Below are 26673 nucleotides of genomic sequence, written 5' to 3' on the forward strand. Positions count from 1 at the left end.
TGATTTATCTTCGAAATATTATGGGAATTGTACTCAAAGGTGAAAACTTGGTAAAAGACTATGGAAAAAAGCATGTTGTGAAGAATGTCTCTTTCCAGGTAGAGCAAGGTGAAATTATAGGGCTTTTAGGACCGAATGGTGCTGGGAAAACAACATCTTTCTATATGATTGTTGGCTTAGTAAAAGCAACACAAGGAAGAGTTTTTCTAGATAAACACGACATTACGCAAGACCCAATGTACAAAAGAGCCCAGAAAGGAATTGGTTATTTGGCGCAAGAAGCCTCTGTCTTCAGAAAACTTTCGGTAGAAGATAACATAAAATCAGTATTGCAGTTCACAAAACTTTCGAGCAAAGAACAGCAAAAGCGAACCGATGCATTGATAGAAGAATTTAGTTTAGAGCATGTGCGTCATAACCGTGGAGATTTATTATCGGGGGGTGAAAGAAGGCGTACAGAAATTGCTCGTTGTCTAGCTACAGAGCCAAAATTTATTCTACTCGATGAGCCCTTTGCTGGAGTAGACCCTATTGCAGTGGAAGATATTCAGAAGATTGTTCGATCGTTGAAAGATAAAAATATAGGTATCTTGATCACCGATCATAATGTATCGCAAACCTTAGCAATCACAGATAAAACCTATATCATGTTCGAGGGTAAAATCCTGAAAGAAGGATCACCAGAAGACTTGGCAAATGATCCAGATGTAAGAAGGGTTTATTTAGGCGAGAATTTCCAATTTCAACAAATATAAAAGATAAAAGAAACTCGCTTTCGTATTCGGAAGCGAGTTTCTTTTATGTTATCTATAAGGGGGAATACTATCTAGGAAATTATTGCAAATACTCATCGTGTGATGCGATATCACCCAATTGTAAGATTTCTTTAGCAAGTTCTATATCGCGTACATTTCCAGTGTGTTTATTACCTTCATCAGAAAGTTTTACCACACCTGTCCACGGAATATCATACGAAGAAATCCCCGTTAACTTCATCACGATATTCATTGGTCTTAGGCCAGTATCATTGGTAAGGTTTGTACCAATCCCGAACGAAATACCAATTTTGTTTTTACAAAATTTAGTGATGTTTTCTACTTTCTCAGGATTCAAACCATCCGAAAAAATAATAGTTTTATGCAAAGGGTTGATACCCATTTTCTGATAATGATCAATCGTCATCTGAGCAAATTCTATCGGATCTCCACTATCGTGTCGAACGCCATCAAAAAGTTTGGATAGTTTTTTATCAAACTGCCTGAAGAAGATTGCACTTGTATAGGTGTCGGTAAGAGCAATGCCCAAGTCACCGTAGAAGACTTTTACCCATCGGTCTAGACTTATAGAGTTAGCAATTTTATACCCAAATCTTGCTCCATGAAACATAAACCATTCATGAGCATGTGTTCCGATAGGTTTCACGTTATATTTATGGGCGAAATGAACATTCGAGCTGCCGACAAAACTTCTTCCGCTGTGGTTAATGAGTTCTTGTATGACCAAGTCATGTACCTGGTAAGAGTGTCTTCTGCGTGTCCCAAAATCGGCAACGGTTACCCCGAGCTTGTTGAAAAGATCTATTTTATTCGATGTTTTTTCAGTAATTTCTTGATCAGACACTCGGGATAAATGATTTAATCTATAATACAATTCACTAATCAAAGCAAGTAAAGGAACTTCCCAAAGAATTGTTCTGTACCAATATCCTTTTACATGAACTTGCAAATCGCTACCTTCTTGTACTATTTCTACTTCATCAGGATCATAACGATAACCTTGTAAAAAATCTAGGTAAGAAGGGCTGATATATGGGCAGTTTCTATGAAGATATTGTTTTTCTTCTTTCGTTAGTCCAAGTTCTGCCATAGCGACTACTTGTCGTTTTAGTTCCTCACCAAAACCTTCTGGGAACTCATGTTTTCCACGGTTAATGAAAGTGTATTTTGCTTGTACATCGGGATACAATTTGGTTACAGCAAACTGCATCGTGATTTTGTAAAAATCGTTGTCTAGTATCGAGTTGATAATTCTTTCCATATAAAACGAATTTAAACAAAAAAAGCCTTTTCTACGATAAAAAAGGCTTTTAAAAAAAAAATATTTATTTTGAATTATTTTTTTCGAGGTATTATTTTGTTCAATTCAAATGAAAATACAAAACTATAATCTCGGTAAATCTGATCATTCAAGTAGTTACCATCCCAAACTTTTCTTCTTGCATAGGCCAAACGAGAAGGTAGAATTATCACCCCTTGCATATGGTACAAGTCGCTGCTGCTTCTGTTGGTTGCTTTGAAATGTTTTAAGCCTTCTACAAAATTTTCTAGTACGTAATATTCTTCTTTGAAACCTGATTTTATTTGCTCATCTGTGAGATTTACATGATAAAATACTGGGTCGTAAACAGGAACGCCTCTTTCTGTTGTGCTCGAGAATAAACGAACTTGCCCGAATTTGTATTTGTAGTTTTTGTTGTCTGTAGCACGGAAAATGTAATTATCATAAGAAATCAGGATAGAATCATTTTTGTTAGACGTAATGCTATTTCCTTCTGCTTGGACATTTGGGTTTATTGCATACCAAATACCTTTTTCGTCTCGTTGTGCAAAATTATCCAATGTCGGGTATTCATCGTCGTTGATTCCAGTCGTAGGGTTAGTCCCAACAATTGTATCTTTCGCGGTTAACTTTCCGTTGGTAGGATGAAAATAATATTTTGCGAGGTATTGTTGGATAGCCTCGTCGTCTAACGCATTTCTTTGTTCTAGAGGAATATCCACATAGACATCTAATTCATCTTTGTTATCATCATCTTTCTTGCACGAAGTTACGCTGTAAACAGAAACGTAAGCCGCAAGGGCGAAAAAGAATTTTTTTATCATTTCTTATTATTTCGTTTTAAATTGCGAATTTATACAAAAATAACGTAAAATTATCTTAAAATTAGCAGACTTATGCGGTTGGACAAATTTTTGTGGAGTGTTCGCTATTATAAAACTCGAAGTTTAGCAGCAGATGCATGCAAGAAAAATCGGATAAAAGTGAATGGTGAAGTCGCAAAAGCGTCACGAGACATTATACCAGGAGATGAAATTGCAGTCAGAAAAGATCAGATAAATTTTTCTTTTCGTGTTTTGCAAGTTCCAGAAAATAGAATAGGAGCCAAGTTGGTCACTTTGCATATCATCGATACTACTCCAAAAGAAGAGTATGAAGCTTTGGAACTTCGTAAAATATCTCAGGATTACTATAGACAAAAAGGAGAAGGACGTCCTACAAAAAAAGATCGTCGAGATTTAGACGACTTTATTTCGGGAGAATTTTCTGATACCGAAGATGTTCTATAAGCAATAGAGCCACATCTTGTGGGTCCATTTGTTGTGTCTTGAAATGGGTGTGCGCTTGCTCATAAAAAGCTCTTCGCTCGAACAAATGTTTCGCTATATACTCGGCTAGCTCATCATCTTCCAGGTGTAGTAATAAAGGACGTTGCTCCTTGTTTTTACACAATCTTTCCGTCAATTCGTTCAGAGGGGTTTGCAAATATACAGAATGAGATAGCTGATTTATCAGATGCATATTGTTGTAATAAGCTGGCGTGCCACCACCCAAAGACAAAATAATATTTTCTTTTTGTAGGAGGTTTTCCAACATTTCTCTTTCAATTTTCCTGAAACCAATTTCTCCTTTCTCTCTGAAAATTTCCGGAATCGTTCTGCCATGTGCATTTTCGATAAAATGATCCAGATCGATAAATGTTCTTCCTAGTTGTTTTGCCAATATTTTTCCGACCGTCGTTTTTCCACTTCCCATATAACCTATTAACGAAATATTCATCACAATATATTTTTTGCAAAGGTGCATTAATTTTTAAATCAATTAATTATAAAAAATAATAAAAAATTTCTTCAAAAGGTTTGCAATTGTCATAAACTTCTCTCTATATTTGCAGTCGCAATTCACAAGACCTGGTAGCTCAGTTGGTAGAGCACAACACTTTTAATGTTGGGGTCCTGGGTTCGAGCCCCAGCCAGGTCACATGTTCGCCCATGTGGTGGAATTGGTAGACACGCCATCTTGAGGGGGTGGTGTCCCTTCGGATGTGCTGGTTCGAATCCAGTCGTGGGCACGAAAAATTATAAGAAAAGATTTAAGAAGTTTTACTTCTGACCTGGTAGCTCAGTTGGTAGAGCACAACACTTTTAATGTTGGGGTCCTGGGTTCGAGCCCCAGCCAGGTCACAAACTTCTTATATAAAAGAGGTAGTTTTCTTTATACTACAAAAAAATATGCGGCGACCTGGTAGCTCAGTTGGTAGAGCACAACACTTTTAATGTTGGGGTCCTGGGTTCGAGCCCCAGCCAGGTCACTACTACGCAAAAGGTTTTAGATTTAGTTCTAAAACCTTTTTTCTTTTTGATGGGAAATTTTCGATGAGATGTTGATTGAATTAATAACTAACAGATTTTGTGTTTTTATCTATTCGAGAATCTTGCAAATTGTGTCAGGTAGCAAGTAAAGATGTTTTTTGCAAAGATTATATTTTCATCCTACGAAAAAAAATAGAAACAAACTGCTTACTAAAGCGTTAAAAAAAAAATAAAAAACCTACAGATAAGCACATTCTTACGAGTATTTTTTGTAATTTTGCAGTCTGAAAATTTGAACATGCAAAACATTCGAAATATTGCGATTATCGCTCACGTTGACCACGGAAAAACTACTTTGGTCGACAAAATTCTACATAGCACCATTCACATTCGCGAAAGCTTAGACAATGGAGATCTTATCATGGATAACAATGATATAGAACGCGAACGCGGAATTACCATTTTCTCTAAAAATGCGGCCGTAGAATACAAGGGAGTGAAGATTAACGTTATTGATACTCCTGGGCACGCCGACTTTGGTGGAGAAGTAGAACGGGTGCTGAAGATGGCCGATGGGGTAATTTTGTTGGTGGATGCCTTCGAAGGGCCGATGCCACAAACACGTTTTGTGCTTCAGAAAGCGTTAGAGTTAGGGCTAAAACCATTGGTGGTCATCAATAAAGTAGATAAAGAAAACTGTAGACCGGATGAAGTTCATGATAAAGTTTTCGAATTGTTCTTTAACCTAGATGCAACCGAAGAGCAATTGGATTTCCCAGCCTTTTATGGATCGTCTAAGCAAGGATGGTTCAATACCGAAAATGTTCCTAGCCAAGATATTACACCTTTATTAGACGGTATTTTAGAACATGTCCCAGCTCCTGAAGCTAAAGAAGGACCACTACAAATGCAAATAACCTCTTTAGACTATTCAAAATTCTTAGGGCGAATCGCAGTAGGAAAAGTAACTCGTGGTGTAATTAGAGAGGGCGATTGGATTGCACTGATAAATAAGGATGGAAGTTTCAAGAAACATAAAGTAAAAGAATTATACACATTCAAAGGTCTCGGAAAAGAGAGAACTAAAGAGGTAGTTGCAGGAGATATTTGTGCAGTTGTAGGGATTGATGGTTTCCATATTGGGGATACCATTGCCGATCCAGAACATCCAGAAGCTTTACCGATTATGCATATAGATGAACCTACAATGAACATGTCATTCGGGATCAATAACTCACCGTTCTTTGGGAAAGATGGGAAGTATGTAACATCTAGGCATTTGGTAGAACGTTTAGAAGATGAACTGGAGAGAAATTTAGCTTTACGAGTAGAGCCTACAGAAGACTCGAATACGATGTTGGTGTACGGTCGTGGGATTATGCACTTATCGGTATTGATCGAGACGATGAGAAGAGAAGGTTATGAGCTAACAGTTGGTCAACCACAAGTAATCATCAAAGAAATAGATGGCGTGAAATCTGAACCTTATGAAGTTTTAGTGATTGATGTGCCGGATCATTATGCTTCAAAAGCAATAGACTTGGTTACTCAACGTAAAGGAGATTTATTGGTTATGGAAGCCAAAGAAGGTATACAACATTTAGAGTTCGAAATTCCATCACGTGGATTAATTGGTTTGCGTTCGATGATGTTGACTTCTACTGCTGGTGAAGCTGTTATGGCACATACTTTTAGCGAGTACAAACCGTTTAAAGGTACTATCTCGGGGCGTTCGGCAGGAGTATTGATTTCTAAAGATCAAGGAACCTCAACACCATATTCAATCGATAAACTACAAGATCGTGGAAAATTCTTCATCGAACCGGGAGAAGAAGTGTACGAAGGAATGATTATCGGTGAACATGCACGAAACAACGATTTGGTTGTGAATGTTATCGAAGCAAAAAAATTAAACAATATGCGCGCTGCTGGTAAAGATGATTCTACGTCTATTGCACCAAAAATAGAAATGACTTTGGAAGAATGCATGGAGTATATTCAGGCAGATGAATGTATAGAAGTTACACCAAACCATATCCGTTTACGAAAAATTCACTTGAAAGAAGTAGACCGTAAGCGTTACGAGAAATCAATGGAAGGTGCTTAATTAGCAGATTCTATAGAAATAGGAAAAAGGGAAATTCGAACAGAGTTTCCCTTTTTATTTACTTGTTTTTTAAGATGATAGAATTGCTTATTTTCTGTACTTGTGTGCTTCCAGGTTCGGTCCATTCTAGCTTATACCAATAAGATCCTGTTTCTTGTCGATACCCATTTTGTTTTCCATCCCAAATAAAATTATTCGAAGAAGTCCCTTCGAAAATCAATTTCCCGTACCGATTGAAAATCTTCATACTTGGGTTTTCTTTGCTCCGTAAATCCGAGAAATCCAACACGTCATTTTTACCATCACCATTGGGCGAAATAAAATTCTGAAATTGAAGCATAATAAAGTTTTTCTCGGTAGGATGACAATCGAGCACAGTCGATCTCACTTTCACGGTATGTGAACCAACTTCTACTTGATGAAAACTATTCGAGGTCTGATAATTACCATTATCCAGTGCGTATTCGTAAGGAGGAACTCCGCCCGAAGCATAAATGGTAATTGTCTGATTTTGGATTTCTATCTTTTCGATCACGATGTCTTCGGCTTCTTTTACCTCTACAAATTGTAGATATTCGCAACCATTGGAACCTAATTTCACCCAATATTTTCCGACAGAAACTCCGTAAATCGTTGAGGTGGTTTCTCCAGTCGACCAAAGATAAGAGTCGAATCCTTCACCTGCGTCTAAATTTGTTGTAGTTCCTTTACAAATCGTAACTTCATCTAATAGTGTTGATGTGTTGGGTTGTTTAAATTCTAATGAAATCTTTTCGATTGTTGGGCATTTATTTGATTCTTTGAAACGAACGTATAAATCAACCGAAGAAGTCAATGTGTAGGCATTGGCTATAGCATTTTGGTTTTTTTCGGCCTCTTCTGCTGTAAGATAAAACAGTGCATATTCATAATCTTGTGTTATGAAATCTGGTAAATAAACCTCTACTTTACCATCTAAATCATCATCACAAAACGATAATAAAGTATTAGAACTGAAAGTAGATTTTTTGTCCATCATGAGAGAAATTTCATGTACAGTAGCGGGACAATCTTTGGTTTGTGTCCTTAGATAAATCTTTTTTTCTGGTTCAGAAGAGTTAAGTTCTACAGTGGATATTTCGTTCTTCGAATTCAATTCGGCGTCATGTTGATTGAGATAAAATTTTGCATCATATATCGGATAAAAATCCTCGATAATTCTCTCTGTCAGGTCGTGGAGTTGGATGGATATAACGTCGTCAAAATTGTCGTCACAAAAAAAGAATTCATTTTCAGTGATTTTAGCAGTCGGATATTCTTCTACTATTACTTTTCCGGCCACTGTACAACCGTTGGATAATTCTATAAAAACTTCGTACATTCCTGCTTCATTTACCTCGAGTTTTGGCTCGTTTTGTCCGATCAATTCTTCGTTGTTTTTGTACCAACGATAAACAACTGCATCGGCTACGGTGGCATCTATCGTATGCGAATTTCCTCGGCAAAGTGCAGTGTTATTTTCGACTAATAAATCATCTCCTAAATCTATGTTGCCAACAAAACTACCGGCTTTTAATATAACTGCAGAGTCATAACGCCCTAAACGGTCTCCATGATCAGCAATAACCAATTTAATGTGATATTTTATGCCTTTTTCTACTTTTGTAGTTGCTTTGAGGATTTTGGTTTGTCCATTGAAATTGGTAGGCGTATGGACGCCATTAAAACCTCCGAAATAGTTAGAGTGATGTATATGATTAATGCTAAGAGAAGTTACCGGAATATTTGTCCCAGGAATTAAGGCAATATTTTGATAAGGTTCGGTAGAATCTGCTTTTTTTATCAAGAATGCAAACGCATCCGAGTATTTTGTATTTTCTTCACGATATTCTTCGGATAAGAAAATGTAATCGAAACTTATTCTCTCGGTGAGATGAGAAACAAAATCGAATTCGAGAAAAGTAGCATTGAGAATGTAATCGGAAGGTAGTCCGTACATGTCTAATACATCAATCAGATCTTGATCGCCTCTCCAAGAACCATCTTTCGGATAAAAATCTTGTAGTGAGCTATTGGGGCCTTTTGCGTCCTTAGCTAAACCAGTAGAGAGGATGATTCCTTCGGATAACTCGAATGTGCTTGTTCCTCTCGAAAAGTACCCATAACTTTTTCCTTCTGGACCATCCCAACCAGAGATTCTGATGTTTTCTATTTCGATACACGTCGAATTTCTTGCTCCAAGAAAAATATCTTTTATTAATTCTTCTACGGAGTAATCTGTATTTACTTCGATATATTGTGCCATGGCACTATTGCTCGTATATAGCCAGCAAAAAAAGAGGAATAGGAGTTGTTTTGTAAAAAATCTTTTCATTTATTTTTACTAATGAATTGGCTAATAATGTTAGAAAACAGAGGTAGAAATAGAAGTAGAAGGTTGAGCATCTGCTATACAAAATGTTAGCAGATGACCTTATTATATAATATATAGTGCGAGCGTCTTAGACGTTCTTTAAATTTTCTGAGATAGTTTCGATAAAAGAAGTTAGTGGCTTTTTGGCCATCATTTCTATCATCATATTAAACTTTCCATCAAAATCAAGAGAAACATCCGAAGAATGATCATCAACAGCTTCGATATTAACAGTTAGATAATATTCGAAGTTTGGCGATGGCGATTCGAAAACGATCTGATTAGGTTCGTGCGTTTCTTTCAAGCGCATTCCAACTTTTGGCAAAGAACCAACTCCTACCGTGAAACCTTTGCCCGATTCGTGTATCTCGAATGAATTGGTGTCTTTAGGCATAAGGCTTTCGTAGTTCTTCATATCCAACAAAAAAGTATAAGCATCTTGCTGATTTTTTTGTAGTCTGACTTTCTCTGTATTAACTTTCATGTTTTTTAACTTTATTTTAATAAATTTGTATCAAACCTGTCAAATGTACAAAGTTTTTTTAAATGAAAATTGCATCATTTTATCCGAAAAACCGGAAGAAGGTGCAAAAAATGTTTTATATCATTATACTTCACAAATAGACGAAGCAGTTCATTATCTATCGACTAATCAAAACGTGCGAGTGAATTTGTATAGTGAAGATTTGGAAGAATTGTGGTTTGATTTTAAGAACCATTTCAAGATCATTGAAGCGGCAGGCGGAATCGTGAAAAATTCTAAGAACGAATTTCTTTTTATTCATCGACTTGGTCGATGGGATTTACCCAAAGGTAAAATAGAAAAAGGTGAAGATCCAGAAACGGCTGCGATACGAGAAATTGAAGAAGAATGCAGTATTCATGGGCTGGTATTGAATCGTTTTATCACAACAACCTATCATATTTACTATCAGAAAACTTATATTTTGAAGTTGACGCATTGGTATGATGTTTCGTATATAGGAGAAGAGCAACCAAAACCGCAAACTGAAGAAGGTATAGAGAAAGTAGAGTGGGTGAAAGAGTCAGAGTACGAAAAACTGTTGGTCAATAGCTATCCAAACATACATTTACTGTTCGAAAAATTCTATAACCAAAATAATAACTAGCATGAAAAAATGGATACTTTATTTTAGTGTTTTTGCTTTTACAGTAGCTTGTACATCGCAAATGCAAAGCACCAAAAATGCAACGATAACAGAATTTGCCAAAACGCACGAAAGTTTTGGTGAAGCTTTCGACGTGAAAAATCCTTTGACCCAAAAGGAAATGTTGCAACACTATAAAAAACTTTCGGTAGGAGATACGTTGCACAATGTACAATTTACCACTACCATACAAGAAGTTTGTGCCAAAAAAGGATGTTGGATGAAGTTGTCTCTTTCTGATGCGAAAAACGAAGTGAATGTTCGATTCAAAGATTATGGATTTTTTGTTCCAATGGATGCAAGCGGGAAAGAAGTTGTCGTGCATGGGATAGCATATGTTGCAGAAGTTTCGGTAGATAAGTTGCGTCACTATGCAGAAGATGCTGGGAAATCTGCAGATGAAATTGCAGCCATAACAGAGCCTGCAATGCAGTATCAGTTTTTGGCCGACGGTGTCTGGATTTCGAAATAATTTTATCTACTTTTTTGGATAGAAGATACATTTAAAAAGCTCAACTTCTGTTGAGCTTTTTATGTAATATAATGATTGATTTAATCACAAGAAATCATCATCTTCTTCATCGATTTCCATTTCGGCATCGATAAACTGAATATATAAGGCTATAATTTCGTTTTTTTCATTGTATCCATAATAAACCGGATATACTCCTTCTCCAAAACCAGCCTGGAAAATAGGGAACTTTGCATCTGACTCTGGTACCGACCAATTTATCCAGTCACCATCTTCTGATTGATAATTGGGGTGATTTTTAAGGTTTTCTTTGAATAAAGGTTCGAAATAATCATCATACAAATTTGCATCGTCGCCTTTGTTTTCGATTCTGTCGATTAGTTTGGTGATTTCTGGGAAAGCATCTTGATCAAAAATTGTTGCCAATCCACTATCGGTATTAAAACCAAAATATTCATCTTCTTGCAAACTAGCTAAATCTTCATTCCCACGCAAAGCTTCACGGTACTCTGTTGGTGTTTCGTCTGAAAAAGCAATTTTATAAGATGCAATTAGATCGACAGTTTCGGCTTCATTGTCTGGGTTTTCTAGGGTAATGAAGCTTGCATATGTCGGGAAAACGCCTACCGGAGCTACTTCGTAATACGGTTTATCGTCATCCGTTAGGATAAATCCTAATGGATCGCAAGCAATTAATTTACCCGAAAGGGAGGTGAATTCTCCCATAGAGATCTGTTTCAGTGGATACTGATCTACTTTGTCGTCTGTAAAATATTTCTCCAAATCAATCGGAGCTTTTAATAAATCTTTTTTTTGATCCAATAGATCAAACCATTCTTTTGTTGGTTCCATTCGCTATATTTTTGTTTCTGTCGGAGATTTTTATCGCTCCAAATTTTTTTTAAATTCAATTTTATCCAAATCGTACTCAATTTTCATGATGTATAATAAATCGTCGTAATCGAGAAGATCTTGATGATAATAATCGATCAAAATTTCTCGCATGTTTTGGAATTCTTTTCTTGTTTTCTGTTTGAATTGTACTTCTTTAAAAGTATTGTTATGATCCTGAATGGTCAGAAAATTATGTACGCCGAACGAGCCTTCTTCTCTTTTAAATTCACCAAAATCTCGAACTTCTTTACCGACGTAGTCATCATTTTTTATTGTGATATGTTTTATGTTTTTCGTAGGGATTAATGTATCGCCTAAAAAAATTTTGTCGGGATAAAAAGCAATTTCTCCCATCGTTGTTCCTTTGGGTTCGTATTTCTCTTTTTGGAAAATTTTGTTGAAATACGCTACAATTGTCGCCATGATTAGGATATAAATTATCCAAACGAAGCTGTTCTCTAGCCAACCTTCGACTGTGAAAATATAGGATAAGCCTGATACTAGTCCTAAAATAAAAAGATTGAATAGGATGTTTCTAAGTTTGATATTCTTTTTTTCTTTGACGAAAATTTCAAATGTATATTTAACCATGAATGGAGATTTCTTTGCGTACTCTGCTTAAACTTTCTGGGGTAATACCTAAATAAGATGCAATCGTTCTCTGAGGAACGCGTTGTAAGAGATTGGGATACAGTTTGACAAATTCTTGATAACGTGTTTTGGCACTTGCACTAAGTAATAAATTTACACAGTCTTGCAGATATCTCACATGATTGTGCAAAAGATAAATAATAGCTTTGCCATATTCGGGGTTAAGTTGGGTTAGATATTCCTGGAGTTCGAGCGACATTATTACCACGGTACTATCTTCAATAGTTTGAATGTTGAGTTTAGCGGGCTGTTTACAAACCGTAGAATAGCGATCGCTTATATACCAGTTTTCTGGTGAAAATTGTATAACATGTTCTTTGCCATCGTTGTCATAAGAAAATGATTTTACAAGGCCTTCTTCTACAAAATAAAAAAAATCAGATTGTTGCCCTTCACGTAAAAGAAAATGATTCTTAGGGTAATCTTTTACTTTCGCAATATGTATTACTTCGTTTATTTGCTCTTCGGTAAAGTTTGCAAGTGTTTTAAGATGATTTGTGAAATTTTTCATTTTTCTTTATATATGTCCAAAAATACTACAAAAAACTTAGAATAGATTTTTTTGTTTTATTATGTCTTTCTTTGTTGTAAGCAATATTCAGTCAAAAAGACAGTTCAGAGAAAAATTTTATCGAAAAAAAAAGTATTTTTTACCGTAATTGTCAGCCTCGAGAAAAGGTATAGTTCTTGCGTAGAGATTAAGTAAAAAAAAGGAATATGGCAGAAAATTTTAATAATCTAGATTTTCAAGAAATACCGGATAACTACCATACTAAGGAAGAATTTTATAAAAAGTTCAAAGAGCGATTAGAGAATGTTGAAAAATTTCCTACTCCATATATGTTTAAGTTTATTTATCCCTCGAGTGAAGAAACCATGAATCGCGTGAAAGAAATTTTTAAGGATGTAAACCCAACGTATAATTATAAGGCTTCTAAAAACAGAAAATACACCTCGATTTCAGTAAATATTCTTGCAGAAGATGCAGATCAAGTGATTGCTTTCTATAAACAAGTAGCAGAGATTAAAGATGTGATAATGCTCTAGAAATATAATCCAGTTCCCTTTCTTAGGAATTGATTTTTGGTATATAAGAGAGACTTTTAGGTTTTATGAAAATGTGTGGATTAGGTGCTTTGTATCTTTACATGCAGAAAAACATTCTAAAAACTACACCCAATAGATTGTTGGCACTCTTACGGCAAAACCTTTTTATTGTAATTCAATAAAGAAAGACCGATTGTGTGGCTCTAGTAAAAATGACTCAACTTACCATAGATTCTATGCAATGAAGCGTAGTGATGAATAAGTTTACCACAAATAATAGAAAAAAATTATTCGGGTCGAAAAGACCAGTCGACTGCGAAAACTGCTTGTAGAGCAGCTGTTTCTGTACGAAAACGTTGAGTACCTAAACTAACACCTCGGAAATTTTTTTGCAATGCACTTGTGATTTCTTCTGCAGAAAAATCGCCTTCAGGTCCAATCATTAAAATGATTTTTGAAGGTTGAGTTGATAAATAAGTTTTGAAATTTTCTCGATCCCAATCATCACGACAATGCGCAATAACTTTAGAAAATTCTTGATAATCTTGATCAATAAAATCATGAAATTTCATCAAAGAATTTACTTTTGGGGTATAAGCCTTTAGGGATTGTTTGCAAGCAGCTTGGATGATTTTTTCTATACGCTCTATTTTAATATTTCTTCTTTCAGAATGAAAAGTTTGCAAAAAAGTAATTTCATCAATGCCGATCTCAGTTGCTTTTTCTAAAAAAAACTCTAAACGTTCCATTGTCTTGGTCGGCGCAATGGCAACGTGCAAATAGTATGGTTTTTGCTGGAAGTTTTCTTGAATTTCGAGAATGTTCGCTTCAACTTTTTTCTTACTAAGTTGAGAGATTTCACACTTTGCTAAAGTTCCTTCTCCGTTAGTAATATAAACAATATCGCCTTCTTTGCCACGTAAAACTTTGGTGAAATGATGACTTTCTTCTTCGTTTAGCGTTGCATGATTGTCGTGTATTTCTCCGAAAAATAATTTCATTCGATCGAATATTTAGCTGTTGATTTGTCTGTTATATTGCCAAAAAGCTGACGTTCATATTTTAGTTGACCCACCATTGCAATCATAGCGGCATTGTCGGTTGTATAAGCAAACTTAGGTAAGAAGACTTTCCAGCCCAATGTTTTTTCGTTAGCCAAAAAAGCCTCTCTAATCCCAGAATTTGCAGACACACCACCAGCAATTGCAATTTGTTTTATACCAAGATCTAAGCTGGCTTTTTCTAGTTTCTGCATAAGGATATTCACAATCGTGTACTGAATAGAAGCACATAAATCGTTTATGTTTTTTTCTATAAAGTTCGGATCCTTTTTTGTTTCTTTTTGTAAAAAGTAAAGAATTGCAGTTTTCAGGCCGCTAAAACTATAATTGTAATTTGCCAACTTTGGTTTATTAAATTCAAAACGATGTGGATCCCCTAATTTTGCTTTTTTATCGATAATCGGGCCAGCAGGATAAGGAAGGTTGAGGAGTTTTCCGGCTTTGTCGAACGCTTCTCCTGCAGCATCATCAATGGTTTGACCAATCAACTCAAAATCAAAATAATCATTTACTTTCACAATCTGTGTATGTCCTCCGCTTACTGTCAGGCAGAGAAAAGGGAAAGATGGTTTTTGTTCGTTTGCATCCTCTATGAAGTGTGCCAAAATGTGTGCTTGCATATGGTTTACTTCTATCAAAGGAATATTAAGTGCCAAACTCATCGATTTAGCAAAACTACTTCCCACCAAAAGAGAGCCCATAAGACCGGGACCTCTCGTATAGGCGATAGCTTTGAGGTCTTTGAGGTGGATATTTGCTTTTTTTATCGCTAGATCAATTACTGGTACAATATTTTGTTGATGAGCCCTAGAGGCCAATTCGGGAACAACGCCTCCGTATTGCTGATGAATTTCTTGATTTGCAACAACATTTGATAAAATTCTGTTATTGAGAATGATTGCAGCACCAGTATCATCGCAAGAAGATTCGATGCCTAGAATTAAGTTGTTTGATTCCATTTCGTAACACGAAAAATTTAATTACTTTTACACTGCAAATATCGTAATAAAAAAGGATTGAAAATAATAAGACGTATAGGAAGGGTAATTTTAGTCGGGATAATAATAGTTCTCACATCACTTTTGTGCTTAACGGTTGCTATTCAGATCCCTGCAGTACAAACATGGGCAGCGCATAAGGCTGTAAAATCTTTAAATAAAACCTTCAACACAGAGATTTCGGTAGAGAAAGTTCATATCAATTTCTTCGGGAGGATACATCTTTATGGTTTAGCGACAAAAGATGACCATGGACTAGAGTTTATTCGGGTAAAAGAATTAGAAACCAGTTTTCGGATTTGGTCTTTAATCAACGGAACGGACAAAATAGATCTGAAAGAAATCGAACTTCATGAGCCGCAGTTGCAGATCATCACATATAAGAATGATAGCATTGCTAACTTTATCAAATTTGTAAAAAACTTCGCAAGTAAAGAAGAAAAAGATCCTTCACCATTTACGCTAAAAGGAAACTTCCTTATACATGACGGTCAATTATTAATAAAAAACGAAAATTTAGAAGACAGACAACAAGTTTGGTTAGATGCCAAAAAACTTCAACTCGATGTGCGCGATTTTTCATTGATTAATGATGATTTGAATGCTGATATCAGAAAAATAGCTTTCGAAACTCAACGAAAAGGAGAGCAGTATGTTGTACGTAATCTATCGGGAATAGCACATTATAATGAGAAAGAAATTCGGGTTACTCAACTACATTTACAGACCGAAGACAGCAATTTGCAAGGTGATTTGGTACTGAATACCGCCGAGAAAAATGCTTTTAGTGATTTTGCTAATAAGGTGATTTGGGAGGCAAGAATAGACAATCCTTCAGTAATTAATTTTAAGGATATTCGGTATTTTGCAGATAATTTTGATAAGAATTCCTCTGTCAATGTTTACGGTGAAATTTATGGGCCTTTGAATGCTCTAAATTTGAAAAACTTCGAATTATCTGGGCAAGAAAACTACATTGCTGCACAGAAATTACAGCTTAGCGGAATGCTGAATGATGATTTGCGAATGTTTAGCAACGCATTGAGAATCAAAACATCCTATCGAAATCTTCGAAATCTTTTACCTACATTTATATCGACTAAACTCCCGGTTTTTATTCAGCGTTTTGGTACCATGAATTATCAAGGAGATTTAGTACTTGATAATCAAGAAATTGCAGTAAAAGGAAATTTGTTAACTTCCTTGGGGCAAGCAAAAGTCAATGCTCTTTTCCAGCAATATACACAGCCCAAAATTATGCGTTACAAAGGTCTTCTCGATGCTAAAAATTTAGATTTACGAGCGATAACTGAAGTAAAAGATTTGGGGTTAGTAAGTGGACATCTCACGTTCAATGGGCGAGGAACAGACCTCAACACCATACATCTCGAGGTAGACGGAAATCTTGATTATATGGATTTGATGGGCAAACGTTATCAGAATATGGCAATCGATGGTTTGCTCGAAAATTATACCTATAACGGAAAATTCTATATCAACGATCCAAGATTGAAAGCCAATTTTGATGGAAAAGTAGCCTTCAGAGATAAACCATATCGATTGAATTTTACTTCAGATTTGAATTATATTGATTTGGATTATTTAGGTTTGACGAAAAATTTAGGAGCAAAAATAAGAGGGAAAATCACTGGCGATTTTCAAGTATCTAATTTGGACGATTTTCTAGGACAACTCACGCTGAAAAACGTTTATTATCACTCGAAAAAAGACACTCTAACTATAGCTTTTGCAGAATTAACTTCTGAACTATCCAATGGCATAAAAACCATACGAGCCAATGTTCCAGACTACGTAGAAGCAGAAATTACAGGGCGTTTTGTGGTAAGTGAGATTGCCGATGCAGTCAATAATAGCCTAGTCTCGGTAGTACCATCTTTCAGACATAAAAAAGTTTCACCTCATCAAGAATTTACGGTAGATGTGGTGGTGCATCAGAATATTTTGGCATATTTCAATCCAGATATTGTTATTGAACCAGAAACCTTTTTAAAAGCTTATATCAATACCAACGAAAACTCTTTCCGAGCAAATCTCGATACACCAGGTGTTGCCTACGGAAATATCCGAGCATATAATGCATTGGTCAATTTCGATACCACAACAGAAAACAATAAAATAAATGGAAGAGTAGATAGTTTGTTGGTGAATACAGTCGCGATCAGAGAAATCAATATCAACTCGTTGCCTAAAAACGATTCGTTAATGATTCATACCGATTTTAATATCGGGAAAGACGAAAATTTAATGAAGTTTGACCTCAACCTTTTCCATACCATGAGAAATAATCACACGATGGAATTTGGTTTTGCCTCGTCAACTTTCAATCTAGATAAAACTATTTGGACCATCAACAAAGACAATTCTACCGACACCAATAAACTCATCATCGATATGAATACAAAAAAGATGAGAGTAGAAGATATTTCGTTGAATCATGAGGATCAGCAATTGGTAGTCAGTGGTTTTTATAATGATGCGAAAGATTACAAATTCGATGGAATGTTCGAGAAGATTGTCCTTTCTAAGTTGATCCCGAGCAGTTTACTAAAAGGACTAAGTGTAGACGGAGTTGCAAATGGAGAAGTGCATGTAATACGCAACGCGGCCGAACTAAAACCTACCTTAGCAATGACAATCGATCAACTAGAACTCAATGAATTCGAGTTAGGAAACCTCGCCTTAAATGGAGGGTATAACAATGTACAAAATGTTTTTGATGTAGAGTTGTCCCTAGATCAAGGATTGGTACAATCGCTTTATATGAATGGCTTTATAGATAATAACCCTGAAACACCAGAAGTAAATATGGTTGCCAACTTCGATGATTTCAATGTAGGTTTTGTCGAAGGTTTCTTATCCGAAGTTTTTTCGAATATGCGCGGAACAATATCAGGAGAAGTTCATTTTGATGGTAAAATAACTCAACCTAATTTCAGTGGTGATATGGCCGTTAGAGATTTAGGCTTTAAGTTTAATTATCTCGGGGTTGATTATCTATTCAGCGGCGTGAATGACATTCATGTCAATAAAATTGGTGGAAGCCAAGGAACAATCATACTAGACAATTTAATATTTACCGATACTTTTTACAAAACAAAAGGTTTGGTAGATGGAACAATACTCTTTAGAGATTTCTCAGAATGGTTCCTCAACTTATCGTTTACTTCGAACAATTTGTTGGTAATGAACACCACAGCAAAAGATAATGAACTCTTTTACGGGCGAGTATTTGTCGACGGATATTTTGATATCTTCGGGCCAGTACAAGGATTAGATATTGTAGCACGAGCTGATGTAAAAGACAACTCTCAACTGACCATCAATACAAGTGGAACCATTATAGAGTCTGAAAAACAATTGGTTCGTTTTGTTCCTAATCAAGAAAAATTAGAAGATGATACCCGACGGACCAACCCGAAGGGGATGACCGTAGATATAACCGTAAATGCATATCCTACAGCAAAAATGAATCTCATTTTAGATGCGGCCACCAACGACATGGCATCAGCTCGTGGAACAGCAGAAAATCTTAACATTCATATGGATAATTCTGGTTTGTCAATTACAGGAAATTATAATATAGAATCGGGTACTTATAACTTCCGCCAGTCTGGAATCCCGTTGTTGAACAAAGACTTTAGTATCCGTAAAGGTAGTAGTATCGATTTCTCAGGAGATCCATTGGATGCAGAACTTAATATAACAGCAGTATACACTAGAACCATATCCAATGTGGGAGAGTATTTGGCAGGCGCAGGTTCTTCTCAACTGTATGATGGAGAGCTAATTATTAATATCAAAGAAAATCTGAAAGCACCTGTAATTACTTATGATATAGAAATTCCGAGAGCCAGCTCGGACATGAATGCACAGCTTGCTGCAAAACTTAATAATCAAGATGAAAAAACCATGCAATTCGTGTATATCCTTATGACCGGAAAATTTGGTGATACTGCAACACTTTCTTCTAGTCTGCAAGGAGGTTTGGCATCGGGTGCAGCAGATATTGGCTTATCGGCTGTAGCAGGTGCATTGAGCTCTCTTATGGAAGGTGTTGATCTCGATGTACAATATATTCAGGGAAGTGACGGAAGCTCTACCAACGACAAATTACGTTATTCTTTATCCTACCAAATTAATAATCGCTTACGTGTTACAGGATCCTATGGTATGGCTGTGACCAATGAATACCAAGAAAATTTTGATGGTAATCTGAATATCCAATATGATATTTCACGGATGAATAATGGTGGATTTTTAATCAATGTCTTTACGCGTCCTACAACTTTCGGTATACAGGCAGGCAATGTAAATCAACTCAACCAAAGTTTCGGAGCTGGATTGAGTTACAATACATCATTCAACAATATTGAAGAAATATTCAGAAAAATAAAAGACAAAAGAACTACAAAAGACTCTATTGCGATGCAAATTGGTCCTGTGAAAAGAGTAAAACCAAATAGTAATCTCGAACCTTCAGATTCGGTCAAAGAAAAATTCCAACTAGATACAATGCAGATAAAACCAAATCCTGTAAGTTTTGCTCAACCAGTGAGCGATCAACAAATCATCGAAAATAAAGTGAAAAAACGTAGAGGATTGGTTCGTTTCTAAAACAATAAGAAGTAAAAAAAACTTCATTAGAAAGAAAAGAGTTTATTGCATTTCGGCAATAAACTCTCGCAAACAAACAAAAGTGAAAACACTATCCAAAATATTTGAAACAAAGCTAAAATATTATATATATCATTAAATATTTTTTGGAGAAATGTTGTGGTAATTTATAATTTTGCTAAAAATTGAAGTATAAATTATAGAATTAACATTTTTTAACAAAAAATACTAAGATGAATTATATAATTGATGAAATCGACAAAAAAATTCTCATGTATCTAATCGATAATACTCGTATTCCGTTTACTGAAATAGCTAAAAAGATGAATGTATCAGCAGGTACCATTCATGTACGGGTAAAAAAATTAGAAGACGCTGGAATTATCAAAGGTTCTACTTTGGTGATTAATTACGAAAAAATGGGCTATCGGTTTGTTGCATATGTTGGGATTCTACTTACAAAAACCAATAAAACACAGCACGTTATCGATGAGTTGTACAAAATACCTAACGTTACGGTGGTACATGTAGTTTCTGGGAAATATAATATTTTCTGTAAAATTCGTGCAAGAGACACATCACATGCCAAAGAGGTAATCTATCGTATCGATCAGATAGACGATGTTCTTAGGACAGAATCTACTATTTCATTAGAAGAATCTTTTAACGATAAAAATCGCTTGTTACATTCAATATTTCAGTAACTTAACCAACAAATTATAAGTGAGTAAAAAGTAAAAAAAATGACTCCTCAAGAAAAAGAGTTATATTTCAATGTTGCTTTGTGCTCAGGCTTGGTTTTGTTTGGTTTTGATGGAGAAGAACTAAAAATACTTATCTATCGAAAAAAAGATGATCCCTATCGTGGTGCTTTAACAATACCTAGTAAATATGTAGCTCCCGATACAAGCAACGAGTGCGTTGTGCAAACCATGCTAAAAGAAAATATAGGCATAGACGACAAAAATATCTATGTAGAACAGCTGAAAGCATTTGTGAAGGTTTTTCGTAATCCACTCGGTCGTGTAGTAAATGTAGCGTATTATGCATTGGTAAAGCTAACACCAGAGATAGAAAAAGAGGCAGAGAAACGTAACGGTTTGTGGGTGAAGTATAATGAAATCCCAGACCTAGCATTCGACCATAACGAAATTATCTCTTATGCCAAAGAACGTGTAAAAAGAAGAGTGAAACGTCGTCCGATTGGGTTTCATCTTTTACCAAAAGAATTTACCATTGCTCAACTACAAAGCCTATACGAGAAAGCACTGGATCGGGAATTAGACAAACGTAACTTTAGAAAAAAAATATTCAACTCTAATTTGATTATCGAAACAGGCAACACGACCGACCCAAAGGAATACCGAAAAGTGGCTAAACTGTATCGTTTTGATGAAGAAAAATTTGAAAAATTAAGCTTAAAAGGATACGATTTCCTATTTTAGAAAAAATTATAAATATGAAAAAACAAAAAAGAACTTTTTGGTTTAATTTACTAGTTGTCATCATGGCTATACTAGTACTTAGCTTACTTTATCGAGGGATAGAACTCTATCGCACACAAGATTATTTATTCCGAACATTTCTTAATAATGATGCCCCAGAAATGCCATCATGGTATCCGATAACAACTATAATATTTTCGGTAATATCAGTAATCGGTGTCGTATTACTATATTTTTACAAGAAAATAGGAGTCTTTTTATTGTTAGGATCTTTGTTTATTGCAGCCTGCCTCCAGCCAGAATTTATGCCAGACGGAACACTTTATACACTTTTTAGTTTATTCTTTTTTGTAGGATACGGTCTTGCAATCCTTTATCCACATTGGAAAGAGTTTGATTAAAATCAAAACATCCAGATCATGAAAAAAAATAATAGTTTCTTGAGATACAAGTAGTGCAATATATTAGGAAAATAGAATATATTTGAGTAAGAATAAATAATCATCAATCAGACAATTTATCAATTATTATGGATTGTATCTCGGTATTCGATATGCTGAAAATAGGGGTGGGACCTTCCTCTTCTCATACTTTGGGACCATGGCGTGCAGCCCAGGCTTTTCTTGTAGAATTACAAGAAATGAATAAACTAACCCAAGTACAAAAAATCATTATCAATTTGTACGGATCTCTTTCTCTTACAGGTAAAGGCCACGCAACCGATTTTGCCGTACTTTTGGGGTTAACGGGAGCAGATCCCGAATATATCCCAGTAGAAGATATTCAAGCTACGATTCAGACCATTAAAACAACACATCAATTATACTTAAATCAAGAGAAAAATATTCCTTTTGATTTTGATAAGGATATAATTTTCAACCGAGAATTTTTAGATTTTCATCCAAATGGAATGATGTTTACAGCTTATTTTTCTGAGAAAGAAAAATACGATTCAACATTCTTTTCAATAGGAGGAGGTTTTATTAATAAAGGCGACGAAGATTCTACTACCGATGTGATTTGCGCTTATCCTTATCAATTTAATACATCCGAAGAATTATTAAGACATTGTGATAGTTCTGGATTGTCCATTTCTGAATTGATGAGAGAAAATGAACGAACACAAAGGACAGACCAAGAAATAGATGCCGAATTGATGCGTGTATGGAGCACTATGCTCGAATGCATGTATATCGGATGTCATACAGAAGGAGTCCTTCCTGGCGGGTTAAATGTAAGAAGAAGAGCGTACGATTTGTATCAAAAGCTAAAAGCGGCAATCCCTTATCAAACCCATAACGAGTGGATTTATTCAATCAGAAAAACGAAAATTGCTTTTCGAGAAATCTTCAAGTGGGTAAGTTGTTATGCTTTGGCAGTAAATGAGGTTAATGCTTCTCTTGGGCGAGTGGTTACTGCACCAACCAACGGTAGTGCAGGCGTAATTCCGGCAGTTCTCATGTATTATCTCACGATTGATAATCATAAGGCGGGTGAAAAAGAAATAAAGCAATTCTTGATGGTTGCTGGCGTAATCGGAAGTATTTTCAAGAAAGGTGCAACCATTTCTGCTGCAATGGGTGGTTGTCAGGCCGAGATTGGTGTTTCCTCTGCTATGGCAGCCGGAGCCCTATGCGAATTGTTAGGAGGTACACCCGAACAAGTAACCATTGCAGCAGAAATTGCCATGGAGCATCATCTTGGGCTTACATGCGACCCGATAGCGGGCTTGGTGCAAGTCCCTTGTATAGAACGTAACGCGATGGGTGCTATCAAAGCAATAAATGCAGCAGAACTTGCTTTAGAAACTAACCCAAAAGAAGTGAAGGTTACCTTAGACAATGTGGTGAAAACGATGTGGGAAACCGCAAAAGATATGAACAATAAATACAAAGAAACATCAGAAGGTGGACTTGCAGTAGCGGTGAATATTGCAGATTGTTAACAGATAAATATAATTATTCCTAAGAAAAAAACGCAACTGAATTGAATATTCTGTTGCGTTTTTTATAGAATTGTAGGATATTTTAACCAATCATTCTTTAATTAATTTTTCTAATAATGCATTGATTTCTTGATCATTCCAATCTCTGGTTTTATTTTCGTGCAAAACGATTTCTCCTTTTTTATTGAGGATATAAGTCGTCGGAAAAACTTTTGGCATCATGGCAACCGATATCGGACTAATAGGCTCATAAAGCGGTAAAGTAAGCTCGTGTTTCTTTGCAAAATTGATGATGTCGTTCGGTTTATCTTGAATCGCAATAAAAATAAATTTCACCTTTTCATGATGTGTGTTGTACAATTCTTGTAAACTCGGCATTTCCTTAACACAAGGAGGACACCAACTGCCCCAAAAATTTATCAAGACAACTTGTCCACTATTTTTGGCAGATTGTAAATTCTCATCTAAGGCACCATTGTAGCCTTTCAAATCAATATTATAGTCCTCTTCATTCAAAATTTTTATACCCGCAACATGCGATTTATCTTCTAGTTTGTCTTGGATAAATTTACCAATTGGGGTATAAAAAATAGCTGCAATAAAAACCACAAAAAAACCTAAAAAAAATAATCTTTTTTTATTCATGCGTTCATTAGACTTAAAAGTTCGTGGATGATATCTTCTCCCTTATTGGTATTGTAAAATTTCTGTAAGTCGGCATGAAATTCGTCTTTAGAATATTTATCGGGATTTTCTTTGAATTTTTTTAGCAATTCCATTCCTTTTTGTGGGCGAGGACCATAATGAAAAAGTTCTTTCCCTTCTGAGTCGATACCTAATACAATCGGAATAGAAAGTGCACCATTAGTTTTATATCTTTCGATTAATTCTAGATTTTCATCACGAGAAATATAGCGATTTTCTATACCTAATTTTTCGGCTAAAAGATGAACAACTGGGACAATCTGTGACGCATCTCCGCACCAACCTTCAGTAATGGTGAGCAATCGAATCGATTTGTCTAAACTTGCTTTTTCTATTTCTGCAAGCGAAACATCCGAGAACTGAAAGGATTTTGTAATCCGATTCATGCGTTGTAAGCCCATCGAATAATGCTGTACAAACTCTTTCGGATCACCATTTTCTACTTCTTCTTCTAATTGATTTTCTGTTTTTTCGATATACGATTCGTAGCTGATGCCTTTCTTGAAATACGTTTCTAAATTGAGCATAAATGTAATCTTTGTCATTAATGTAAACAAATATACAGAATTTGAGTGGTTTTCATGGATTCTTTTTTATTCCGTAAATTAGTTGCAGAAAAGAACCCCATGTATTCATCGAAAATAAAAACCCCTATCGAATATCTAAAAGGCGTAGGACCAGAAAGGGCTAAATTGTTACAAAAAGAGTTGCAAATATTTCGGTATGAAGATTTATTAAATCATTTTCCTTTTCGGTATGTAGATAGATCGCGTTTCTATAAAATAAAAGAATTAGTCCCGACCATGGCAGAGGTACAATTGATTGGTAAAATGGTAAGTTTAGAAACGATAACCTCGGGCAAGAAAAAACGCTTGGTAGCAAAATTCATAGATGATACAGGACAAATGGAGTTGGTTTGGTTTAAGTTTACCAAATGGCAAGTAGAGAAATTTCAGAAAGAGTTGCATCAACCGATTCTGATTTATGGTAAACCAAATCTTTTCAACTCGGTATTTAGTATGGTACATCCCGAAATAGAAGATGCAGAAAACGCCAAAACAATGCCGTTGGGTTTATTCCCAGTATACCCGAGTACCGAACTTTTGGCAAAAAAAGGGATTACCAATCGTATGATGCAGAAAATTATTCTCCAACTCTTTCAGGAGTCAATAATGATAGAAGAAAATTTATCAACTTCTTTGGTTGATCAATTAAAACTTATCTCTCGTGCGAAAGCATATGCACAAATTCATTTTCCGAAAAATGCAGAAGAACTCAGACAAGCAGAATTCAGATTAAAATTTGAAGAATTATTTTTCTTTCAATTGAGCATGTTCGTAAAAAAAATTGGACATCAACAAACCAATAAAAGTCAAGCTTTTCCTAGAGTTGGTGAATACTTCAATACTTTTTATAATAATTATATTCCGTTCGAATTAACAAATGCACAGAAACGTGTAGTAAAAGAAATATATAGAGATTTGCGTCAGCATAAGCAAATGAATCGTCTTTTGCAAGGCGACGTGGGGAGTGGAAAAACAATGGTAGCTTTATTAAGCATGTTACTGGCAATCGATAATAACTTTCAAGCAACATTAATAGCTCCTACCGAAATTTTGGCACAACAACATTATCAGAGTGTCGTAGAATATTTAGGAGATTTAGATGTCAAAGTAGCCCTGATAACTGGTTCCACAACCAAATCACAACGACAACCAATCCACGAAGGATTGCTTTCGGGCGAGATTAATATCTTGATTGGTACGCATGCAATTCTAGAAGATACAGTGCAATTTAATAATTTAGGTTTGGCTATTATCGATGAACAGCATCGGTTCGGAGTAGCGCAACGGGCCAAATTTTGGCGAAAAGCAAAACAACCTCCGCATATTTTGGTGATGACAGCCACACCGATTCCACGAACTCTTGCTATGAGTTTATACGGTGATTTGGATATTTCGGTTATCGATGAGTTGCCAAAAGGTAGAAAACCAATTCAGACTATACACAAAACTGACGCACATCGATTACAGCTTTTTCATTTTCTAAAAAAAGAAATCGATAAAGGTCGGCAGGTATACATAGTTTATCCATTGATTGAAGAGTCTAAAAAACTAGAGCTTAAAGATTTAATGGATGGATATGAGAGTATCACTAGAGAATTTCCATTGCCAAAATATGCTGTCGGTATCGTGCATGGGCGGCAAAAGCCTGCAGAAAAAGACTATGAAATGCAGCGTTTCATAAAAGGGGAAACTCACATTTTGGTAGCCACTACGGTGATAGAAGTAGGGGTTAATGTGCCAAATGCTTCGGTAATGGTAATTGAAAATGCCGAGCGTTTTGGTTTATCACAATTGCATCAGTTACGCGGACGAGTTGGCCGTGGAGCAGAACAAAGTTATTGTATTTTGATGACGCATGGGCAACTCAACGAAACGTCTTATCAACGAATAAGTACCATGTGCCAGACAAATGATGGGTTTCAGATAGCAGAAGTAGATTTACAGCTTCGAGGACCAGGAGATTTGATGGGGACACAACAAAGCGGAGTACTCGACTTCAAATTGGCCAGTTTAACCAAAGATCGACAATTAATCGAATGGTCGAGACAAGCTGCAGATCGATTATTGAAAGAAGATCCTCGATTAGAGAAATCCGAAAATCTTCCTATAAAAAAATATTTTTTAGCGCATCATAAAGATAAAATTGCTTGGTCACAAATCAGTTAATACACTCAAAGTTGATTTATTAAAGCTAGAATAATATTTTTTGGTTTGAA

At 35.7% G+C, this 26673-nt stretch carries 24 protein-coding genes and 4 tRNA genes; 16 read left to right on the forward strand and 12 right to left on the reverse strand.

The genetic code is table 11. The features are described 5' to 3' along the window. Positions 1–26 precede the first annotated feature (26 nt). Positions 27–755 carry an LPS export ABC transporter ATP-binding protein gene (lptB, locus tag WEEVI_RS08805; protein WP_041942331.1) on the forward strand — a complete coding sequence of 243 codons (729 nt, stop codon included), beginning with the start codon at positions 27–29 and terminating at the stop codon, positions 753–755. Positions 756–834: 79 nt separating this feature from the next. Here the strand turns inward: lptB and pncB are convergent, their stop codons facing one another. After that, the gene (pncB, locus tag WEEVI_RS08810) at positions 835–2037 is read right to left on the reverse strand and encodes a nicotinate phosphoribosyltransferase (RefSeq protein WP_013598793.1); all 1203 of its coding nucleotides are present in this window, start codon (positions 2035–2037) and stop codon (positions 835–837) included. Positions 2038–2111: 74 nt separating this feature from the next. Next, a complete protein-coding gene (locus tag WEEVI_RS08815) occupies positions 2112–2882 on the reverse strand; it encodes a hypothetical protein (protein WP_013598794.1) in 771 nt (256 codons plus the stop codon). A 72-nt stretch (positions 2883–2954) separates the two neighbouring features. Between WEEVI_RS08815 and WEEVI_RS08820 the strand changes: the two genes are divergently transcribed. Beyond that, positions 2955–3347, forward strand: coding sequence for an Hsp15 family ribosome-associated heat shock protein (locus tag WEEVI_RS08820; RefSeq protein WP_013598795.1), 393 nt, complete (start codon positions 2955–2957; stop codon positions 3345–3347). On the opposite strand, the gene WEEVI_RS08825 is transcribed toward WEEVI_RS08820, so the two are convergent. Then, positions 3307–3837 (reverse strand): shikimate kinase, encoded by a 531-nt coding sequence (locus WEEVI_RS08825; protein WP_041942145.1) that lies wholly within the window; start codon positions 3835–3837, stop codon positions 3307–3309. The genes WEEVI_RS08820 and WEEVI_RS08825 overlap by 41 nt on opposite strands. A gap of 128 nt (positions 3838–3965) precedes the next feature. Here WEEVI_RS08825 and WEEVI_RS08830 point away from each other — a divergent pair. The 5 genes from WEEVI_RS08830 to typA all read left to right on the forward strand — a co-directional run bounded on the left by WEEVI_RS08830 (position 3966) and on the right by typA (position 6477). Next, a tRNA-Lys gene (locus WEEVI_RS08830) sits at positions 3966–4038 on the forward strand. A 7-nt stretch (positions 4039–4045) separates the two neighbouring features. Further along, positions 4046–4129, forward strand: a tRNA-Leu gene (locus WEEVI_RS08835). A gap of 39 nt (positions 4130–4168) precedes the next feature. After that, a tRNA-Lys gene (locus tag WEEVI_RS08840) sits at positions 4169–4241 on the forward strand. A 55-nt stretch (positions 4242–4296) separates the two neighbouring features. After that, positions 4297–4369, forward strand: a tRNA-Lys gene (locus WEEVI_RS08845). Between the two features lie 299 nt (positions 4370–4668). After that, positions 4669–6477, forward strand: coding sequence for a translational GTPase TypA (typA, locus tag WEEVI_RS08850; RefSeq protein ID WP_013598797.1), 1809 nt, complete (start codon positions 4669–4671; stop codon positions 6475–6477). A gap of 58 nt (positions 6478–6535) precedes the next feature. Here typA and WEEVI_RS08855 read toward each other — a convergent pair whose 3' ends face one another. Next, on the reverse strand, positions 6536–8761 hold the full coding sequence (locus tag WEEVI_RS08855) for a T9SS C-terminal target domain-containing protein (protein WP_041942146.1): 2226 nt from the start codon (positions 8759–8761) through the stop codon (positions 6536–6538). A gap of 196 nt (positions 8762–8957) precedes the next feature. After that, positions 8958–9353, reverse strand: a complete 396-nt coding sequence (locus tag WEEVI_RS08860; RefSeq protein ID WP_013598799.1) for a hypothetical protein — start codon at positions 9351–9353, stop codon at positions 8958–8960. Between the two features lie 43 nt (positions 9354–9396). On the opposite strand from WEEVI_RS08860, the gene WEEVI_RS08865 reads away from it, so the two are divergent. Together WEEVI_RS08865 and WEEVI_RS08870 are read left to right on the forward strand one after the other, a co-directional pair. Then, positions 9397–9999: an NUDIX hydrolase gene (locus WEEVI_RS08865; RefSeq protein WP_013598800.1), complete on the forward strand. Its 603-nt coding sequence runs from the start codon at positions 9397–9399 to the stop codon at positions 9997–9999. A gap of 1 nt (position 10000) precedes the next feature. Next, the gene (locus WEEVI_RS08870; RefSeq protein ID WP_013598801.1) at positions 10001–10510 is read left to right on the forward strand and encodes a DUF4920 domain-containing protein; all 510 of its coding nucleotides are present in this window, start codon (positions 10001–10003) and stop codon (positions 10508–10510) included. An 84-nt stretch (positions 10511–10594) separates the two neighbouring features. Here WEEVI_RS08870 and WEEVI_RS08875 read toward each other — a convergent pair whose 3' ends face one another. The 3 genes from WEEVI_RS08875 to WEEVI_RS08885 are packed head-to-tail and all read right to left on the reverse strand — an operon-like array spanning position 10595 to position 12566. Further along, on the reverse strand, positions 10595–11362 hold the full coding sequence (locus tag WEEVI_RS08875; RefSeq protein ID WP_013598802.1) for a DUF4241 domain-containing protein: 768 nt from the start codon (positions 11360–11362) through the stop codon (positions 10595–10597). Between the two features lie 30 nt (positions 11363–11392). Continuing rightward, positions 11393–11995, reverse strand: coding sequence for a hypothetical protein (locus WEEVI_RS08880; protein WP_013598803.1), 603 nt, complete (start codon positions 11993–11995; stop codon positions 11393–11395). Further along, a complete protein-coding gene (locus WEEVI_RS08885; RefSeq protein ID WP_013598804.1) occupies positions 11988–12566 on the reverse strand; it encodes a Crp/Fnr family transcriptional regulator in 579 nt (192 codons plus the stop codon). The genes WEEVI_RS08880 and WEEVI_RS08885 overlap by 8 nt, the downstream gene beginning before the upstream one ends. A gap of 206 nt (positions 12567–12772) precedes the next feature. Here WEEVI_RS08885 and WEEVI_RS08890 point away from each other — a divergent pair, with 206 nt between their 5' ends. Next, the gene (locus WEEVI_RS08890; protein ID WP_013598805.1) at positions 12773–13102 is read left to right on the forward strand and encodes a DUF493 domain-containing protein; all 330 of its coding nucleotides are present in this window, start codon (positions 12773–12775) and stop codon (positions 13100–13102) included. Between the two features lie 287 nt (positions 13103–13389). Here the strand turns inward: WEEVI_RS08890 and WEEVI_RS08895 are convergent, their stop codons facing one another. Further along, on the reverse strand, positions 13390–14103 hold the full coding sequence (locus WEEVI_RS08895) for an RsmE family RNA methyltransferase (protein WP_013598806.1): 714 nt from the start codon (positions 14101–14103) through the stop codon (positions 13390–13392). After that, positions 14100–15122: a tRNA (adenosine(37)-N6)-threonylcarbamoyltransferase complex transferase subunit TsaD gene (gene tsaD / locus WEEVI_RS08900; RefSeq protein ID WP_013598807.1), complete on the reverse strand. Its 1023-nt coding sequence runs from the start codon at positions 15120–15122 to the stop codon at positions 14100–14102. The genes WEEVI_RS08895 and tsaD overlap by 4 nt, the downstream gene beginning before the upstream one ends. A 57-nt stretch (positions 15123–15179) precedes the next feature. Between tsaD and WEEVI_RS08905 the strand changes: the two genes are divergently transcribed. The 5 genes from WEEVI_RS08905 to WEEVI_RS08925 all read left to right on the forward strand — a co-directional run bounded on the left by WEEVI_RS08905 (position 15180) and on the right by WEEVI_RS08925 (position 23186). Further along, a complete protein-coding gene (locus tag WEEVI_RS08905; protein ID WP_013598808.1) occupies positions 15180–19796 on the forward strand; it encodes a translocation/assembly module TamB domain-containing protein in 4617 nt (1538 codons plus the stop codon). Between the two features lie 233 nt (positions 19797–20029). Beyond that, the gene (locus WEEVI_RS08910) at positions 20030–20500 is read left to right on the forward strand and encodes an Lrp/AsnC family transcriptional regulator (RefSeq protein ID WP_013598809.1); all 471 of its coding nucleotides are present in this window, start codon (positions 20030–20032) and stop codon (positions 20498–20500) included. A 39-nt stretch (positions 20501–20539) separates the two neighbouring features. Next, positions 20540–21241: an NUDIX hydrolase gene (locus WEEVI_RS08915; protein WP_013598810.1), complete on the forward strand. Its 702-nt coding sequence runs from the start codon at positions 20540–20542 to the stop codon at positions 21239–21241. Between the two features lie 14 nt (positions 21242–21255). Further along, a complete protein-coding gene (locus WEEVI_RS08920; protein WP_013598811.1) occupies positions 21256–21642 on the forward strand; it encodes a hypothetical protein in 387 nt (128 codons plus the stop codon). Between the two features lie 128 nt (positions 21643–21770). After that, a complete protein-coding gene (locus WEEVI_RS08925; protein ID WP_013598812.1) occupies positions 21771–23186 on the forward strand; it encodes an L-serine ammonia-lyase in 1416 nt (471 codons plus the stop codon). A 90-nt stretch (positions 23187–23276) separates the two neighbouring features. Here the strand turns inward: WEEVI_RS08925 and WEEVI_RS08930 are convergent, their stop codons facing one another. Then, a complete protein-coding gene (locus WEEVI_RS08930; RefSeq protein WP_013598813.1) occupies positions 23277–23831 on the reverse strand; it encodes a TlpA family protein disulfide reductase in 555 nt (184 codons plus the stop codon). Continuing rightward, positions 23828–24418 (reverse strand): thioredoxin family protein, encoded by a 591-nt coding sequence (locus WEEVI_RS08935; protein ID WP_013598814.1) that lies wholly within the window; start codon positions 24416–24418, stop codon positions 23828–23830. Before WEEVI_RS08935 ends, WEEVI_RS08930 begins: the two co-directional genes overlap by 4 nt. A 99-nt stretch (positions 24419–24517) precedes the next feature. Between WEEVI_RS08935 and recG the strand changes: the two genes are divergently transcribed. Continuing rightward, positions 24518–26623, forward strand: coding sequence for an ATP-dependent DNA helicase RecG (gene recG, locus WEEVI_RS08940; RefSeq protein ID WP_013598815.1), 2106 nt, complete (start codon positions 24518–24520; stop codon positions 26621–26623). Positions 26624–26673: the final 50 nt, after the last annotated feature.

It is taken from the genome of Weeksella virosa DSM 16922 (genome assembly GCF_000189415.1).
In the GTDB taxonomy this organism is placed as follows: Bacteria; Bacteroidota; Bacteroidia; order Flavobacteriales; family Weeksellaceae; genus Weeksella; species Weeksella virosa.